The sequence below is a fragment of the Plantibacter sp. PA-3-X8 genome, assembly GCF_003856975.1.
GTDB classification, from domain to species: domain Bacteria; phylum Actinomycetota; class Actinomycetes; order Actinomycetales; family Microbacteriaceae; genus Plantibacter; species Plantibacter auratus.
In genome coordinates this window covers 2,912,792-2,929,473 of sequence record NZ_CP033107.1, presented here as the reverse complement: position 1 = coordinate 2,929,473, position 16,682 = coordinate 2,912,792, and the positions used below count along the sequence as shown (strand labels likewise).

Annotated in this window: 13 protein-coding genes; 3 read left to right on the top strand and 10 right to left on the bottom strand. The window is 68.7% G+C overall.

What is annotated here, in order from left to right; translation table 11 throughout:
* Positions 1-54: 54 nt before the first annotated feature.
* The 7 genes from EAO79_RS13835 to EAO79_RS13805 form a co-directional block, all read right to left on the bottom strand.
* Positions 55-954: a shikimate dehydrogenase gene (locus tag EAO79_RS13835; protein WP_124769338.1), complete on the bottom strand. Its 900-nt coding sequence runs from the start codon at positions 952-954 to the stop codon at positions 55-57.
* A gap of 16 nt (positions 955-970) precedes the next feature.
* Positions 971-2,521 (bottom strand): endolytic transglycosylase MltG, encoded by a 1,551-nt coding sequence (gene mltG / locus EAO79_RS13830; RefSeq protein WP_241160889.1) that lies wholly within the window; start codon positions 2,519-2,521, stop codon positions 971-973.
* A 13-nt stretch (positions 2,522-2,534) separates the two neighbouring features.
* A complete protein-coding gene (ruvX, locus tag EAO79_RS13825; protein ID WP_079705923.1) occupies positions 2,535-3,005 on the bottom strand; it encodes a Holliday junction resolvase RuvX in 471 nt (156 codons plus the stop codon).
* Between the two features lies 1 nt (position 3,006).
* Positions 3,007-5,661 (bottom strand): alanine--tRNA ligase, encoded by a 2,655-nt coding sequence (gene alaS, locus EAO79_RS13820; protein WP_124769337.1) that lies wholly within the window; start codon positions 5,659-5,661, stop codon positions 3,007-3,009.
* Positions 5,662-5,730: 69 nt separating this feature from the next.
* On the bottom strand, positions 5,731-5,964 hold the full coding sequence (locus EAO79_RS13815; RefSeq protein ID WP_064293826.1) for a hypothetical protein: 234 nt from the start codon (positions 5,962-5,964) through the stop codon (positions 5,731-5,733).
* Between the two features lie 160 nt (positions 5,965-6,124).
* Positions 6,125-6,754 carry a 30S ribosomal protein S4 gene (rpsD, locus tag EAO79_RS13810; protein WP_064293825.1) on the bottom strand — a complete coding sequence of 210 codons (630 nt, stop codon included), beginning with the start codon at positions 6,752-6,754 and terminating at the stop codon, positions 6,125-6,127.
* Between the two features lie 222 nt (positions 6,755-6,976).
* On the bottom strand, positions 6,977-8,422 hold the full coding sequence (locus tag EAO79_RS13805; RefSeq protein ID WP_124769336.1) for a replication-associated recombination protein A: 1,446 nt from the start codon (positions 8,420-8,422) through the stop codon (positions 6,977-6,979).
* Positions 8,423-8,606: 184 nt separating this feature from the next.
* Here EAO79_RS13805 and EAO79_RS13800 point away from each other — a divergent pair, with 184 nt between their 5' ends.
* From EAO79_RS13800 to EAO79_RS13790, 3 genes are all read left to right on the top strand, one after another.
* Entirely contained in the window at positions 8,607-9,413 is an 807-nt protein-coding gene (locus EAO79_RS13800; RefSeq protein ID WP_079705920.1) for a peptidylprolyl isomerase, read from the top strand.
* A 133-nt stretch (positions 9,414-9,546) separates the two neighbouring features.
* Positions 9,547-10,776 (top strand): DUF349 domain-containing protein, encoded by a 1,230-nt coding sequence (locus EAO79_RS13795; RefSeq protein ID WP_369808437.1) that lies wholly within the window; start codon positions 9,547-9,549, stop codon positions 10,774-10,776.
* Positions 10,777-10,870: 94 nt separating this feature from the next.
* On the top strand, positions 10,871-11,548 hold the full coding sequence (locus EAO79_RS13790; RefSeq protein WP_124769335.1) for a hypothetical protein: 678 nt from the start codon (positions 10,871-10,873) through the stop codon (positions 11,546-11,548).
* On the opposite strand, the gene EAO79_RS13785 is transcribed toward EAO79_RS13790, so the two are convergent.
* From EAO79_RS13785 to secD, 3 genes are read right to left on the bottom strand one after another with little or no spacing between them, the layout of a single operon-like run.
* Positions 11,535-13,790 carry a bifunctional (p)ppGpp synthetase/guanosine-3',5'-bis(diphosphate) 3'-pyrophosphohydrolase gene (locus EAO79_RS13785; RefSeq protein WP_079705918.1) on the bottom strand — a complete coding sequence of 752 codons (2,256 nt, stop codon included), beginning with the start codon at positions 13,788-13,790 and terminating at the stop codon, positions 11,535-11,537. The genes EAO79_RS13790 and EAO79_RS13785 overlap by 14 nt on opposite strands.
* A gap of 48 nt (positions 13,791-13,838) precedes the next feature.
* Positions 13,839-14,879, bottom strand: coding sequence for a protein translocase subunit SecF (secF, locus tag EAO79_RS13780; protein ID WP_079705917.1), 1,041 nt, complete (start codon positions 14,877-14,879; stop codon positions 13,839-13,841).
* Positions 14,879-16,630: a protein translocase subunit SecD gene (secD, locus tag EAO79_RS13775; RefSeq protein WP_071260131.1), complete on the bottom strand. Its 1,752-nt coding sequence runs from the start codon at positions 16,628-16,630 to the stop codon at positions 14,879-14,881. Before secD ends, secF begins: the two co-directional genes overlap by 1 nt.
* Between the last annotated feature and the right edge of the window lie 52 nt (positions 16,631-16,682).

Sequence of the window (16,682 nt, the reverse complement as noted above, 5' to 3'; positions counted from 1 at the left end):
TTCGGTCGACGGCCCGGCGGGTGTGCAAGTGGGCGACGGATGCGTCCGGCGCGGTCAGTGCGAGGCGACCGGCGCCCCGGTGTGATCGAGGTGGACCGTGTCGAGCATCGCCCGGAGCACCGTCGTCTCGTCCTCGAGCGGCAGGAGCGGATCGCCGAGGACGAAGATCCGGACCTGGAGCAACGCCTGGTGCACGAGCATGGACAGTCCGCTGAGGACCGACCCGCCGGCCTGCGACCACGCCTCCGCGAGCACACTCGGCCACGGGTCGTACGCGACGTCGAGGAGGAGCGCGCCTGGAGCATGGGACAGGACCGGACCCGGTTCGGTGAGGGCGCCGCCGGGAAGGGTGCTGATCACGAGTGGTGCGTCAGGCGTCTCACCGTCGAGCGGCCCTGAGGCGAACCGCAGCCCCAGCCGGCCGGCGAGGTCCTCGAGTGGTCGCGCCTGGGCCGGTCGTCGGAGCGCCACGTGGACGTGCTCGGCACCGAGGTCCGCCGCGGCCATGATCGCCGAGGACGCCGTCGCTCCCCCGCCCAGGACGACAGCGGAGGCGATCGCGTCGACGCCGGCCGCCCCGATCGCGCGGACGATGCCGCCGACGTCGGTGTTGAACCCCTCGATCCGACGGGATCCATCCTCGGCTCGGCGGAGACGCAGCGTGTTGACCGCCCCGGTCTCGGTTGCAGCGCGGTCGGCCACGTCGGCCAGCTCGAGCGCGCGATGCTTCAGGGGCATGGTCAGTGAGAGCCCCCGCCAGTCCGAGCCGAGGTCGTCGAGGAAGGCCGAGAGGTCGGCCGCCTCGAGTTCGTGGCGACCGTAGTCCCAGTCGAGCCCGAGCACCCGGTAGGCGGCCTCGTGCAGTGCCGGGGACTTGGAGTGGGTGATGGGCGCGCCGAGCACGGCGAGCCGCGGCTGTCCGTCCTCGCCGTGACCCGCCCCTGTTCCACTCATGTGCGCCACGCTCCCGCTACTGGTACTCGGGGTGCTCGTCCATCCAGGACAGCCACTTGTCGACCGCGGCCTCGTGCTCCTCCTGGGTGGTGGAGAAGATCGTCTCGCCGGAGTCGAGGTTCCAGGTGACGAAGTAGAGCCATGGTCCGTCGGCCGGGTGCAGCGCGGCGTCGATCGCGAGGTCGCCCGGGTTCGAGATCGGTCGCACGACCATGCCCGGGTGGACGTAGGTGTTGTACGGGTTCGAGGCGTCGGCGCGCTCGGCGTCCGTGGTCGACACCCGGTGGGTGTTGCCCGTCCCGTACGCGACCGTGGCGTCGGACTGCAGCAGACCGCTCTCCCACTGGGCCGGGTCCAGCCGGTTGAGGAAGACCCGCGACACCTTGTAGTAGTCGTCGCGGAGGCCGGCCTCCTTCTGGATGAGCGAGGCCAGGACGATGGTCTTCCAACGGTCCTCGGGCTTCACCCCGGCGTCGTCGAGCGCCTGGAACGACCGGTTCACGAGGGTCTGGAGGACCGCGTGCGCATCGCCGCCGTCGGGGAGGCTGTAGGTCGCCGGGAAGAGGAACCCCTCGAGCGAGGTCGCCTCGGCGGGGAGGCCGAAGGACGCGACGTCGGCGGCCGCCGCCTGGAGTTCCTCCAGCGGGATGCCGGTGCCTTCCGCGATCGACGGCAGGGCGTCCTGCTCAGCGGTGCCCTCGGGGATGACGAAGGTGTCCTCCATGCGGTTCGCCTCATCGGTCAGGGCGGCAAGGGCGGATTCGGCGCTCATCTTGAGCTTCAGCTTGTAGGCGCCCGGGAAGAACTCCGGCTGGGTGGGCTGTGCGAGGAGGAGGTCGTAGAAGGCGTCGAACGACTTCGTGACCCCCGCGTCGTGCAGGCTCGTCGCGATGTCCTCGCCGATGTCGCCCTCGTTGACCATGACGACGGCCTCGCCGCTGCCGGCACCCTCGTAGTCGTTCGGTTCCTCCCAGCCGAGGACCTTGCGGATCTGCGGCTCGTAACTCGTCCACACGACCGCGGCGCACGCGACGAGACCCCCGACGACGACGATCGACACGATGAGTGCGATGAGTCCGCGTCGACCACGTCGGCGCTTCGGCGGTTCCCCGCCGGCCAGCGCACGACGGCGCCCCCGATGGATCGGCTGCGGCCCACTGTCGTTCGCCGTGTCGTCCTCGGCGAGCAGGTCCTCGAACGCGGGGATGGTCGTGGTCCTGGCCCGGGACGCTGAGGAATCGGTGTCGTCCGACTCGGGCGCACGTGAGGTCGGCCCGCTCAGGGGTGTGTCGCTCGCGGCAGGCTCGCTGACACTGGAGTCACCCGACGACGCCGTCGTGGGGTCGGCCGACGACGCAGCGGTCGGGGCCGGTTCGGCCGGGTCGCTCGCGGCGTCTTCCGCGACGGGCTCGGACGGCGTCGAGGCCGCTTCCGCGGCCTCACGCTGCTGACGTGCCTCGCGTCGGGACAGTGGCACCGGCTGCTCCCCCGCGGCGTTCCGTTCGGACGTGAAGAGGTCGGCGAGCGGATCGTCTGCTGGGTTGTTCTGAGGTGTCAGATTCGACACAGGCACGTCCTGTTCACGGGTCGACGGGGCTTCCGGGGGGTCGCCCCGAACCGCGTTCGGCGTCGAGGGCGTACTGCAAGAGTATGACGGCCGCCACCTGATCGACAATCGAGCGGGTCTGCTTCTGTCGTTTCCCAGCGGAGCGCAAGGCGCTGTGGGCGGTCACCGTCGTCAGGCGCTCGTCGACGAGACGGGCCGGGACACCGGTGATCGATCTGAGCCGGGCCGCGAACTCCCGGGCGTCCTGCGTGGACGCCGTGTCCTTCCCCGACAGGGCGATCGGGAGACCGACGACGAGCTCCACCGCGCCGAGTTCTTCGGCGATGACCGCGATCGCCCGGATGTCGGCATCGCCCCCGAGGTCCCTTGGGACCGTCTCCACCGGCGTGGCCAACAGGCCGTCGGGATCGCTTCTCGCGACCCCGACCCTGGCCTTCCCGACATCGATCCCGAGTCGGACTCCGCGGCGGAACTCGTCCGTCACGTCAGGCGATCTCGCGTGCGATCGCCGAGAGGGCGTCGCCGAGCGCGGTGGCGTCGACGCCGCCACCCTGTGCGAGATCGTCCTTCCCGCCACCGTTGCCGCCGAGGACACCGGCAGCGACCCGGACGAGGACGCCTGCCTTGAGTCCGGCGTCGCGGGCACCCTGGTTCGTCGCGACGACGATCGCGGGCTTCCCGCCGACGACCGCGCCCAGGGCGACGACCGCCGGGCTCGCGCCGAGCTGCTCGCGGAGCTGCGTGACGAGCGTCCTGACGTCGTTCGGTGACCCGAGCTCGCCCAGGTGCTCGGCGACGAGCGACACCGGGCCGACGCGGTGAGCGGTCTGCGCCAGTGCCGGGAGGCGTTCGCTCAGCCCACGGGCTTCGAACGCGGCGATCTTCTTCTCAGCGGCCTTGAGGTTCGCGACGAGTTCGGCGATGCGGTCGGGCAGCTGCTCCTTCGGCGTCTTGAGGCTGCCGGAGAGCTGTGACACGAGCGCCCGCTCGGCGGCGAGGTCGCGGAAGGCCTCGAGTCCGACGAGCGACTCCACCCGACGGTTCGTCGAGCCGACTGACGACTCGCTGACGAGGTTGATCAACCCGATCTCGGCGCTGGAGCTGACGTGGGTGCCCGCACACAGCTCACGCGACCACGGTCCGCCGATGTCGACGACGCGGACGGTCTCGCCGTACTTCTCGCCGAACAGTGCCATGGCGCCGAGCGCCTTCGCGTCGTCGAGCGCCATCTCGCGGGTGCTCACCTGCAGGTTGTCGCGGATGGCGTTGTTGGAGATCTCTTCGATCTCCGACTTCGTCGCCGGCGACAGCGGCTGGTTCCAAGTGAAGTCGAGCCGCAGATACCCGGCCTTGTTCGACGAACCGGACTGGTGGGCGCTGTCGCCCAACACCTGTCGCAGGGCGGCGTGGATGATGTGCGTGCCGGAGTGCGCCTGCTGCGCGCCGCGGCGGTAGCTCGCGTCGACGATGGTCGTCGCTGGTGCGTCCACGCCGACCTCGCCCTGGCTCACCTGCACCTTGTGGGCGATGAGACCCTTGACCGGCTTCTGCACGTCGAGCACCTCGAGCTCGTATCCGGGACCGACGATGACGCCCTGGTCTGCCTCCTGCCCGCCGGACTCGGCGTACAGCGAGGTCTCCGCCAGGATCACCTCGGCGATGTCACCGGCGACCGCGCGCTGCACCGGGTGTCCGCCCACGATGATGCCGAGGATGCGGCTCTCGGTCTCGAGCTCGGTGTAGCCGGTGAACACGGTCTCGCCCTTGGCGCGGATGTCGCTGTAGACCGAGAGGTCGGCGAGGACGCTCTTCTTCGCCTTCGCGTCGGCCTTCGCCCGCTGGCGCTGCGCGGTCATGAGCGAATCGAACGCGTCGCGGTCGACGGAGAGGCCGGCTTCCTCCGCGATCTCGAGGGTCAGGTCGATCGGGAACCCGTAGGTGTCGTGCAGGAGGAACGCGGAGTCGCCGGCGAGGGCCGTCCGGCCCGTGCCCTTCGTTTGCTCGAGCGCGAGGTCGAGGATGGTCGTCCCGCTGGCCAATGTCCGGAGGAAGGTCTCCTCCTCGGCGTAGGCGCTCTGCGAGATCCTGCCGAAGTCGGTCTCGACCTCGGGGTAGGCGGCCTTCATGGCGTCGCGCGACGCGGAGAACAGCTCGGGGAACGTCGCGGTGTCGACACCGAGGAGGCGCATCGCACGGACGGTGCGTCGCATGAGGCGGCGGAGGATGTACCCGCGTCCCTCGTTCGACGGGGTGATGCCGTCGCTCATGAGCATGAGCGAGGAACGCACGTGGTCGGCGATGACGCGCATCCGCACGTCGTCGTCGTGGTCGGCACCGTAGCGACGGCCGCTCAACTCGGCGGCGCGATCGAGGACCGGGCGCACCTGGTCGATCTCGTACATGTTCTCGACGCCCTGCTTGAGGAACGCGACCCGCTCGAGCCCCATGCCGGTGTCGATGTTCTTCTTCGGGAGTTCGCCGACGATGTCGAAGTCGACCTTGCCGCGGACGTTCTCGATCAGGTACTGCATGAAGACGAGGTTCCAGATCTCGACGTACCGGTCGTCGTCGGTCGCCGGGCCGCCGTCGGCTCCGTACGCGGGACCGCGGTCGAAGAAGATCTCCGAGCACGGGCCGGCCGGGCCGGGCTGACCCGTCGACCAGTAGTTCGTGTCCTTGTCGAGCCGCTGGATGCGGTGCTCGGGGAGCCCAGCGACGCGCTTCCAGAGGTCGATCGCCTCGTCGTCGTCCTTGTACACGGTGACCCAGAGGTCCTTCTCGTCGAAGGCGAGGCCGCCGCTCGACTCACTGCCGGTCAGGAGCTCCCACGCGTAGGTGATCGCCCCCTCCTTGAAGTAGTCGCCGAAGGAGAAGTTGCCGTTCATCTGGAAGAAGGTGCCGTGCCGGGGCGTCTTGCCCACCTCTTCGATGTCGTTGGTGCGGATGCACTTCTGGACGCTCGTGGCGCGGTCGAACGGCGCGGGGACGACGCCCGTGAGGTACGGCACGAACGGCACCATGCCGGCGACCGTGAAGAGGAGCGAGGGGTCGTCGCTGACGAGGGAGGCGGAGGGGACGACGGTGTGCCCCCGATCGCCGAAGAAGGTGAGCCAGCGGGAGCGGATGTCAGCGGTGTCCATGGTGTCCGTACGTCAGGGGTGTGCGTGTCGATGTTCGTGCGCTGCGGCGATGCCCGTCCGGGCGTGCCGCTACGGCTTGGTGAGGTCTTCTGCGGCGTCCTCGACGCGCGCGACGACGGTCTCCGCCGTGTCGCGCAGCTGCGCCTCGCGCTCCTTGTAGGCGTCGCCGACGGTGTCGGTGAACTCCCTGACGCGTGAGTCCAGCTCGGAGAAGAACCGCTTGCCGGACTGTGTCTTGTTGATCTCGTGGGCGACGACGAAGCCGGCGCCGATGCCGACGATCAGCCAGAACACGTTCTTCATGGGGAACTCCTCATCTGCGGTGCGACCACCCGGGCGTCGCCGGGCGTACCAAGCATCCATCGTAGTCGAGCGCGGTGGACCGATGGCGTCCTGCAACGATGAAGAGGCACCGGCCGGAGCCGATGCCTCTTCGTGTGGTGCCCTGAGCCGGGCCGCAGTCCTAGCGGGCTGCGTAGTACTCGACGACGAGCTGCACTTCACAGGTCACGGGGACCTCGGCGCGCTTCGGACGACGCTCGAGACGTGCCTGGAGCTTGTCGAGCTCGACCGAGAGGTACGCGGGCACCTTCGGCAGGACGTCGACGTGACCGCCGGCAGCGGCGACCTGGAAGGGCTCGGTGCCCTCGGAGCGCGGCTTGACGTGGATGAGCTGACCCGGCTTCACGCGGAAGGACGGGCGGTCGACGAGCTGGCCGTCGACCATGATGTGGCGGTGCACGACCATCTGGCGAGCCTGAGCCGTGGTGCGGGCGAAGCCGGCACGGAGGACGAGCGCGTCGAGACGGGTCTCGAGGATCTCGACGAGGTTCTCACCCGTCAGGCCCTGGGTGCGACGTGCCTCCTGGAAGGCGATCTTGAGCTGAGCCTCGCGGATGCCGTACTGGGCGCGCAGACGCTGCTTCTCGCGCAGACGGACGGCGTAGTCGCTGTCGGCCTTGCGCTTGGTGCGGCCGTGCTCACCGGGAGCGTAGGGACGCTTCTCGAGGTACTTGGCGGCCTTCGGGGTGAGGGCGATGCCGAGTGCCCGCGAGAGGCGGGTCTTGCTGCGGGTACGTGACTTGGTAGACACGGTTTCCTTTCGATGAAGTCTCAAACGATGAATGACCGGCGCGAAGACGCGTCGGTGATCCGGAATCACACCGGACAAAGTCAGAGGGGTCCGCCGGGGCTGTTCGGCTACAGAACACGCCCGTCGAACACGGTGATCGAGCAGCCGCGCAGTCACACCGGTTCTAGGCGGATCAATACTAGCACGACGTGCCCCGGTCGCCGGGCCGCCGCGACCCGAGGATCACTCGCCCCGGACGATCTTCCGGAGTTTGTCCAACCGCGCCGAGATGTCGCGTTCGTGGCCGTGGTCGGTGGGCTGGTAGTACCGGACGTCGCGGAGCTCGTCGGGCAGGTACTGCTGGGCGACGACACCGATCGGGTGGTCGTGCGGGTAGCGGTAGCCCTTGCCGTGTCCGAGACGCTTGGCGCCCGCGTAGTGGGCGTCGCGCATCGGCTTCGGCACGCGTCCGAAGGCTCCGGCCCTGACGTCGGCGATGGCCTGGTCGATGGCGACGTAGGCCGCGTTCGACTTGGCGGCCGTGGCCAGGTACACCACGGCCTCGGCCAGCGGGATGCGACCCTCGGGCATGCCGATGAACTGGACGGCGTCGGCGGCCGCCACGGCGATGGGCAGCGCCTGCGGGTCGGCGATGCCGATGTCCTCGGCCGCGGAGATGATGATGCGGCGGGCGATGAAGCGCGGGTCCTCCCCCGCCTCGATCATCCGAGCGAGGTAGTGCAGCGCGGCGTCGACGTCGGATCCGCGGATGCTCTTGATGAACGCGCTGATGACGTCGTAGTGCTCGTCGCCGTTGCGGTCGTATCGGAGCAGGGCGCGGTCGACCGCCTGCGAGACGAGCTCATCGGTGATCACGGGACCGCGGGGCGCCCGCGTCGCGGTGTCGGAGTCCACCCCGCCTTCGTCGTCTTCATCATCCTCATCGCCGACGTCAAGGAGGCCCGCGTCGTCGAGATCGAGCTCGTCGGGGTCGACCGGAGCGCCGAGATCGGAGTCGGCGGCGATCGCGGCCGCCTCCAGTGCAGTCAGGGCTCGTCGGGCATCGCCGGATGACAACTGGATGATCGCGGCGCGGGCCTCCGGCGTCACGGTGAAGCGACCGGCCAGGCCTCGCGGGTCGGTCACGGCGCGGTCGATGAGGATGCCGAGGTCGTCGTCGCTCAGCTGTTCGAGCGTGAGGAGCAGCGAACGCGACAGCAGCGGGGAGATGACCGAGAACGACGGGTTCTCGGTCGTCGCGGCGACCAGGATGACCCAGCCGTTCTCCACGCCGGGGAGCAGGGCGTCCTGCTGGGCCTTCGTGAACCGGTGGATCTCGTCGAGGAAGAGGACGGTCGAGCTGCCGTAGAGGTCGCGGCTCGACATCGCCTCCTCCATGACCTGCCGGACGTCCTTGACGCCCGCCGTCACGGCCGAGAGCTCCACGAACCGGCGGCCGGAGCTGTGCGCGATGGCCTGCGCCAGGGTCGTCTTCCCGGTGCCCGGTGGGCCCCAGAGGATGACGGACACGGCCGCCTGCGTCCCCTCGTTGTCGCTCGCCAGGCGGACGAGCGGCGAGCCGGGACGGAGCAGGTGCTTCTGGCCGGCGACCTCCTCGAGGCTGCGGGGCCGCATGCGCACGGCGAGCGGAACCGGTGCGCCGGCGATGCCGGGTCCTCGACTGAACATTCCACCAGGCTAGCCGCAGCCTGCGACACGCGGACCCGCTGCAGAACGGGGTCGCCGCCGTCGTGCGTCGTTTGGTCCGCGCGGAGCGCTCCCCGTAAGGTTCTCCTGGGCAGTCCGCCGCGGGCGTGGTGCCAGATGACAGCGCGATGCCGCCGCTCGGCCGACGGCACCTGGAGGGAACGACGTGGCAACGAGCAAGGGTCCGGACAAAGAGGCACGCGCAGCACGCGCACGACTGCGCGCCTACAACGCCCGGCGCACCGTGCACGAGCACCGCTCGAAGCGCCGCGTCCGCGACAACGTGATCGCCGCGGCGGCGCTCGTCGTCATCCTGGCCGGTGCCACGGCTGCGCAGGTGTTCTTCTTCGCCGGCGGTCCGGGCACCCCGGTCGCGACGCCCACGGCTTCCGCCGAGGCAGGGGCCTGCGGTGTCACCGGGGCCACGGACGGCGCGAACACCGGCGAGGTCCCCGCGAGCACCATCGCCGAGGACCGCGATTGGAGTGGTGAGATGACGATCAACGACGTCGTCATGAACCTCACCCTCGACGGCGCCTGCGCGCCGCAGGGCGTCTCCTCCTTCATCTCCCTCGCCCAATCCGGCTTCTACGACGGCGTCACCTGCCACCGTCTCACGACGAGCGGCATCTACGTCCTGCAGTGCGGCGACCCCGACGGCACCGGCACCGGTGGCCCCGGCTACAGCTACGGCCCGGTCGAGAACGCACCGACCGACGACGTCTACCCGGCCGGCACCATCGCCATGGCACGCCAGGGAGGGAACGGCTACAGCAACGGTTCGCAGTTCTTCCTCGTGTACCAGGACTCGACCATCCCGTCCGACGCCGCCGGCGGCTACACCGTGCTCGGTCAGATCACGAGCGGTCTCGACCAGCTCGTCTCGGGTGTCGTGTCCGGCGGTGTCGCAGACGGCAGCGGTGACGGTGCTCCAGCGGTCCCCGCCACCATCACCTCGGTGACGGTCCAGTAGCGCGTGCAGTAACCTGCACCAGACGGAACCGACCGGCGCAAGCGGTCGCCCCGAGCAGGACTCGGGGTAATAGGCTTGTGGATCGATCACGATCGCCACGAACGGCGGTCAACACACAGCAAGGGTGATGCGCGTGACCAGTCCAGAGATCGAACCGTGGGGTCGTGTCGACGACGACGGCACCGTCTACGTCCGTGAGGCCGACGGTGAACGAGCGGTCGGACAGTACCCCGACGGTTCCAAGGAGGAGGCGCTCGCGTACTTCGAGCGCAAGTTCACGGACCTCGCCGGACAGGTGACGCTCCTCGAGCAGCGCGCGAAGCGTGGTGCACCGGCGACGGACGTCGCGAAGGCCGTGAAGTCGATCACCAAGCAGGTCGAGTCCGCCAACGCGGTCGGCAACCTCCAGGCGCTCCTGACCCGCCTCGCGGCGCTCGACGGCACCGTGAGCGAGCTGACCGAGGCGCAGAGCCAGGAGACCAAGGCAGCCCTCGAGGAGGCGGCACGTGCGCGTCTCGCGATCGTCGAGGAAGCCGAGCAGCTCGCGCAGCAGGATCCGGCACGGGTGCAGTGGAAGCAGACCTCGGCGCGACTCGACGAACTCTTCGCCGAGTGGCAGCGTCAGCAGCACGACGGTCCGCGTCTCGCGAAGAACGACGCCAACGACCTCTGGAAGCGGTTCCGGACGGCGCGCGCGACGATCGAGCAGCACCGTCGTGCGTTCTACACGGAGCTGGACTCGGTCCACAAGGAAGCACGCGCGATCAAGCAGAAGCTCGTCGAGCGCGCCGAGGCCCTCATCGCCAAGGGCGCCGAGGGCATCCCCGCCTACCGCAGCCTGCTCGACGAGTGGAAGGCCTCCCCGCGTGCCGGGAAGCGCCAGGATGACGCGCTCTGGGCGAAGTTCAAGGCCGCGGGCGACGCGATCTACGGCGCGAAGGCCGAGATCGACGCGCGCGACAACGAGGAGTTCCAGGGCAACCTGGATTTGAAGCTCGCGGTGTTGGCGGATGCCGAGCCGATCCTCGCCGACACGAACCGGGACTCGGCGCGCAAGGCGCTCACCGACATCCAGCGTCGGTGGGACGAGATCGGCAAGGTCCCGCGCGAGCAGGTCCGCGTCGTCGAAGACCGTCTCCGCAAGATCGAGACCCACGTCAAGCAGCTCGAGGACGAGCACTGGAAGCGCAACAACCCCGAGACGAAGGCGCGTACCGAGGGGCTCGCGAGCCAGCTCGCCGACGCCATCGCCAAGCTCGAGGACGAGGTCGAGGCTGCACGAGCCTCGGGTGACGCCGACCGGCTCACCGCGGCCATCGAGGCGCTGGATGCACGCAAGGCGTGGCTCGGGGCGATCCGCTAGGCGGATCCGCTCCACCAACCGCGTGACGGTCGCGGTTCTCCACAGATCCGTCGACGATCCTCCTGCTGCCGGACGGCTACAGGAGGATCGTCGTATGTCCACGGCACTCCAGACGTCCTCCCCCATCGAGCCAGACTGCGCGACGGATCCCTCGGCCTCCACGAGCCGCCTCCCCGCCTACCTCCAGCCACCTGAGCTCTCCGTCGCCGAGCTCGCCGCCGCGCGGCTCGACGGCGAGCTCTTCGCCTTCGAAGACGGCTACTGCAGTGTCGACGAACCCGACACCGTCAGGCTGCGCGCGGCGGTCCTCGAACAGCTGCCCGGGCTGGCCGGCGCGGTCATCGCTGAGACGAGTGCCGCCTGGCTGCACGGCGCGGCGCTCATCGCACCGAGGGTCCACACGGGCTTCGTGTCGATGGAACGGCGAAGCGCGCGTTCGCCCCGGTTGCGTCTGCGTCAGGTGTCACTCCGCCCCGACGACAGCGAGCGGTGCGGCGCACTGCGGGTCACGACCCCCACGCGCACGGTCGCGGATCTGGCACGGCGCACCGGGGCCGAAGCTGAGGAGGCCATGACGACGATCCGCAACTACTTCCTGCTCGGGCTCACCAGCCCTGAGGAGGTCGTCGCCTGGGTCCGCTCCGTCCCGCGGGTCCTCGGCGGCACACGGATCGTCCGTGTCGTGTCGAGTGCCACCGAGGTGATGCTCCCCGGCCTCGAGCCGACTCGGAGCGAACTGGCGTCCTGGTCGCTCCCGCTCAGCCGCCGTTGACCCGGTAGACGTCGTACACGGTGTCGATCCGCCGGACCGCGTTCAGCACCCGGTCGAGGTGGGTGGTGTCGCCCATCTCGAACACGAAGCGGCTGATGGCCAGGCGGTCGCTCGAGGTGTTCACCGTCGCCGACAGGATGTTGACGTGGTACTCGGACAGCACCCGCGTCACATCCGACAACAGTCCAGCTCGATCGAGTGCCTCGACCTGGATCTGGACGAGGAACACGCTCTTCGACGACGGCGCCCACTCCACATCGATCATGCGCTCGGGTTCCTGCAGGAGTCCCTGGACGTTGTGGCAGTCCGAACGGTGGACGGAGACGCCGGAGCCCCGCGTGACGAACCCGACGATCTCATCACCCGGCACCGGGGTGCAGCACTTCGCGAGCTTGACCAGGATGTCGGGAGCACCGAGCACGAGGACCCCGGAGTCGCTGTTCTGCAGCCGCTCACGGCGGCTCCCGCGCACCGGGACGGTGTACTCGGCGTGCTCGCTGTCGGCGTCCTTCTGCAGGAGCGCGACCACCTTCTCGAGCACGGACTGCGTCGAGACGTGGCCCTCGCCGACGGCCGCGTAGAGCGCCGTGACGTCCTCGTAGCGCAGCTGCGCCGCGACCTCGGCGAACGAGTCCTGGTTCATGAGCTTCTGGAGCGGCAGGTTCTGCTTGCGCATCGCCCGCGCGATCGCGTCACGGCCCTGCTCGATGGCCTCGTCGCGTCGCTCCTTCGTGAACCACTGGCGGATCTTGTTCCGCGCCCGAGGGCTCTTGACGAAGTTCAACCAGTCCTGGCTCGGACCGGAATCGGGGTTCTTGGAGGTGAAGACCTCCACCACGTCGCCGGTGTTGAGCGAGCTCTCCAGCGGCACGAGCCGCCCGTTGACCCGGGCGCCCATCGTCCGGTGGCCGACCTCCGTGTGGACGGCGTAGGCGAAGTCCACCGGCGTCGCGCCGGCGGGCAGGCCGACGACACGCCCCTTCGGGGTGAAGACGTAGACCTCCTTCGCACCGATCTCGAACCGCAACGAGTCGAGGAACTCCCCCGGGTCCGCCGTCTCCGCCTGCCAGTCGGAGATGTGGGCGAGCCAGGCCATCGAGCTGTCGGGCTCGGCGGAGGACGCGGTCTTCCCGCTGTTCATCCGCTCCTTGTACTTCCAGTGCGCGGCGACACCGAACTCGGCCCGCTGGTGCATCTCGTTCGTACGGATCTGGATCTCGACGGGCTTCCCGCCCGGTCCGACGACGGTGGTGTGCAGCGACTGGTACAGGTTGAACTTCGGCGTGGCGATGTAGTCCTTGAAACGCCCCGGGACGGGGGTCCACCGCGCGTGGATCGACCCGAGGACCGCGTAGCAGTCGCGGAGCGAGTTGACGAGGACACGGATGCCGACAAGGTCGTAGATGTCGTCGAACTCGCGGCCGCGGACGACCATCTTCTGGTAGATCGAGTAATACTGCTTCGGACGACCGGCGACCTTGCCACGGATCTTCTGCGCCTTGAGATCCTCGTTCACCGCGTCGATGACGTGCTGCACGTACTCCTCGCGCTGCGGCGTCCGCTGCTTGACGAGCGATTCGATCTCGGCGTAGAGCTTCGGGTACAACACGGCGAAGGACAGATCTTCGAGCTCCCACTTGATCGCCTGGATCCCGAGGCGGTGCGCGAGCGGTGCGTAGATCTCGAGGGTCTCCGTGGCCTTCTTCGCCGCCTTCTCGGCCGGGACGAATCCCCAGGTCCGGGCGTTGTGCAGCCGGTCGGCGAGTTTGATGATGAGGACGCGGATGTCCTTCGACATCGCGACGATCATCTTCCGGACCGTCTCGGCCTGTGCGCTGTCGCCGTACTTGACCTTGTCGAGCTTCGTGACGCCGTCGACGAGCATGGCGACCTCGTCGCCGAAGTCCGCGTGGAGTTGGTCGAGCGAGTAGTCGGTGTCCTCGACGGTGTCGTGGAGGAGGGCGGCGACGATCGTCTTCGGTCCGATGCCGAGGTCGGCCAGGATCTGGGAGACGGCGACCGGGTGCGTGATGTACGGCTCGCCGCTCTGGCGCTTCTGCCCGGAGTGGGCCCGCTCGGCGACCGTGTACGCACGTTCGATGAGCGCCAGGTCGGCCTTGGGATGGTGCTGCCGCACCGTCCGCATCAGGGTGTCGACGGCGCCGGCCGGCTGTGCCTTCGAGAAGATCCGTGGGACGAGACGGCGCAGGGAGGCCGTCGAGGATGTCGTGGTGTCCGCCATCTCAGGCCTCCCTGCGCTCGTGCACGCGGTTGTCGGTCGCTGTCAGGGTCAACGCGCCAGCGGCGCGTCTGCTTCCGTGCGTTCGCCCTCGGCGTCATCCGAGGTCTGAGCGCGCTCGCGCGCCTGCAGCACGCGCTTGTCGTGCTTGGCGATGCGGGGCTCGTTGTGCCGGAAGTTCGCGTAGAGCGGTGCGGCGACGAAGATCGTCGAGTACGTGCCGACGAGGATACCGACGAGCAGAGCGAGCGAGATGTCGCGCAGCGTGTCGGCACCGAGGACGAAGGCACCGAAGAACAGGATCGCCGCGACCGGGAGCGCCGCCACCACGCCGGTGTTGATCGAGCGCACCAGGGTCTGGTTGACCGCGAGGTTGACCGACTCCCCGAACGTCCGGGCCGCGCCGTCGGCGTCGAGCGTCGTGTTCTCACGGATCTTGTCGAACACCACGACGGTGTCGTACAGCGAGAACCCGAGGATGGTGAGGAAACCGATCATGGCGGCCGGCGTGATCTCCCAGCCCGTCGCGGCGTAGACACCGGCCGTGATGATGAGGTCGTGCATGAGGGAGAGCAGCGCGGCCGCGGACATCTTCCAGGTGCGGAAGTACAGGGCCATGAGGATCGCCGCGAGCACGAGGAACACGATGAGGCCGACGATCGCCTGCTTGGAGACGTCCTGACCCCATGACGGGCCGATGAACGAACTCGTGATGTCGGACTGTTCGACGCCGTAGGCCTCGGCCAAGGCTGCCGACACCTGCTGGGTGACCTTGTCGTTCTTCAGCTGGTCGGTCTGCACGCGGACCGAGTTGCCGCCCACGACGGTCACGTGGGTGGTCGCGCCGCTGACGACGGACGCGACCGCGTCTTCGGCCAGCGTCTGATCGGTGCTCTTGACGTCGGCGATCTGGAACTGCGAACCACCGCGGAACTCGATGCCGAAGTTGAATCCGCCCTTGACGACCGGGATCAACACCGAGAGGACGACCGCGACGATGGCGATCGTGTACCAGATCTTGCGCTTGCCGACGAAGTCGTAGGAGCGCTTCCCGGTGTAGAGCTCGTTTCCGAACCGTGCGAACGCACCCATCAGGAGTCCTTCCCATCGGTCGGCAGATCGTCTGCTCTGGTGTCGGAGCCGCCTCCGACGAGGGCGGCCTGCTTGCGCTCGGCGATCGTCTGGCGCTTGGCCGCCTCACGGCTGCTGGACGCGGCCTTGGCGCCGGGCACCGAGACGGGCTTCCGGAACTCTGCACGACCGCGGTAGATGGCGCCGAGCGCCGACGGGTCGAGACCGGTGAACGGCTTGCCGCTGTTGAAGAGCTTCGTCTGGCCGAGGAGCTGCATCATCGGGTGGGTGAACAGCAGGACGACGATGACGTCGATGATCGTGGTCACGCCGAGGGTGAGGGCGAAGCCGCGGACGTTGCCGATCGCGAGGACGTACAGCACAACGGCGGACAGGAGGTTGACACCCTTCGCCGCGTAGATGGTGCGCTTCGCGCGCTTCCAGCCGGCTTCGACGGCGGACTCCAGACCGCGGCCGTCGCGGAGTTCGTCCTTGATGCGTTCGAAGTACACGATGAACGAGTCCGCGGTGAAACCGATCGCGACGATGAGACCTGCTATCCCGGCGAGGGAGAGCCGGAAGCCCTGACGCCAGGACATCAGCAGGATCACCACATACGTGAGCACCGCTGCCGCGACGAGCGAGGCGATGGTCACGGTGCCGAGGAGCCGGTACTGGAACAGCGTGTAGATGACGACCAGGATGAGCCCGATCAGACCGGCGATGAGGCCGCTCTCCAGCTGCGTCGAACCGAGGGTCGCCGAGATGGTGTCCTGGCTCTGCACGACGAAGCTGATCGGCAGGGCGCCGAACTTGAGCTGGTCGGCGAGGGTCTTGGCGGATTCCTCCGTGAAGGAGCCGCTGATCTCGGGCTTGCCGTCCGAGATGACGGCGAGCGACTGCGGAGCGGAGATGACGTTGCCGTCGAGCACGATCGCGAACTGGTTCTGCGGGCTCTGCAGCGAGGTCAGGCGGCCGGTGACGTCGGCGAAGAGCGCGGTGCCCTTCTCGTTGAAGACCGGGTACACCGCCCACTCGCCCGTGCTGGCACCCGACGACGTCGTCTTGATGCCGGCGCTCGCGTCGGACAGGTCTTCTCCGGACACCTCGACCGGGCCGAGGACGTACTTGAAGGTGCCGTCGACGTCGCACGTGATGAGCGGCTCGGCAGCGGGCGCCGCGGTGGCGTCGAGCGAGTCCGCGTTCGCGGCGCAGTCGTAGGCCTGGAAGGCGGCGTACAGCGCGGGCGTCACCTGCGACAGGTCGCTCGCGTTCGTCGGCGACGCGGTCGGCGTGCTCTCGAGGCCCGGATCCGGCGTCGGATACGGGGTCGAGGCGCCGTCCTCACCGATGAAGGTGTTGGACGGCTGGCCGGGAGTCAGCTGCTGCGAGGTGAGGACCGGTCGGAACTCGAGCTTCGCGGAGCTCTCAATGCGGTTCAGCGTCGCTTCGTCGGGGGTTCCCGGGATCGAGACGACGACGTTCTGACCCTGCGTCGTGATCTCCGCCTCCGACACACCGGACGCGTCGACGCGCTGGCGGATGATCGCCACAGCCTGGTTCAGCTGCTCGTTGGAGACCGTCTGGCCGGACTCCAGCTTCGGCGCGAGGATGATCTGGGTGCCGCCCTCGAGGTCGAGGGCCAGCTTGGGCGCCCATGAGCTGTTCCCCCAGAGGACCCCGGCCGCGTTGATCGCGAACAAACCGATGAGGATTACGCCAAGCCAGGTGAGCGAACGCCACGCTTTCTTGACCGGAGTCGACTTTGCCAAACTCGGAACTCAGCTTTCTCTGCCGGCGGTGGCACGAAGGCCACCACCCGGG

Coding starts and splice junctions, on each gene's coding strand:
- EAO79_RS13790 (WP_124769335.1), top strand. CDS start 10,871: ATGTCCACGGCACTCCAGACGTCCTCCCCCATCGAGCCAGACTGCGCG.
- EAO79_RS13835 (WP_124769338.1), bottom strand. CDS start 954: ATGAGTGGAACAGGGGCGGGTCACGGCGAGGACGGACAGCCGCGGCTC.
- EAO79_RS13785 (WP_079705918.1), bottom strand. CDS start 13,790: ATGGCGGACACCACGACATCCTCGACGGCCTCCCTGCGCCGTCTCGTC.
- EAO79_RS13815 (WP_064293826.1), bottom strand. CDS start 5,964: ATGAAGAACGTGTTCTGGCTGATCGTCGGCATCGGCGCCGGCTTCGTC.
- EAO79_RS13805 (WP_124769336.1), bottom strand. CDS start 8,422: ATGTTCAGTCGAGGACCCGGCATCGCCGGCGCACCGGTTCCGCTCGCC.
- alaS (WP_124769337.1), bottom strand. CDS start 5,661: ATGGACACCGCTGACATCCGCTCCCGCTGGCTCACCTTCTTCGGCGAT.
- secF (WP_079705917.1), bottom strand. CDS start 14,879: ATGGGTGCGTTCGCACGGTTCGGAAACGAGCTCTACACCGGGAAGCGC.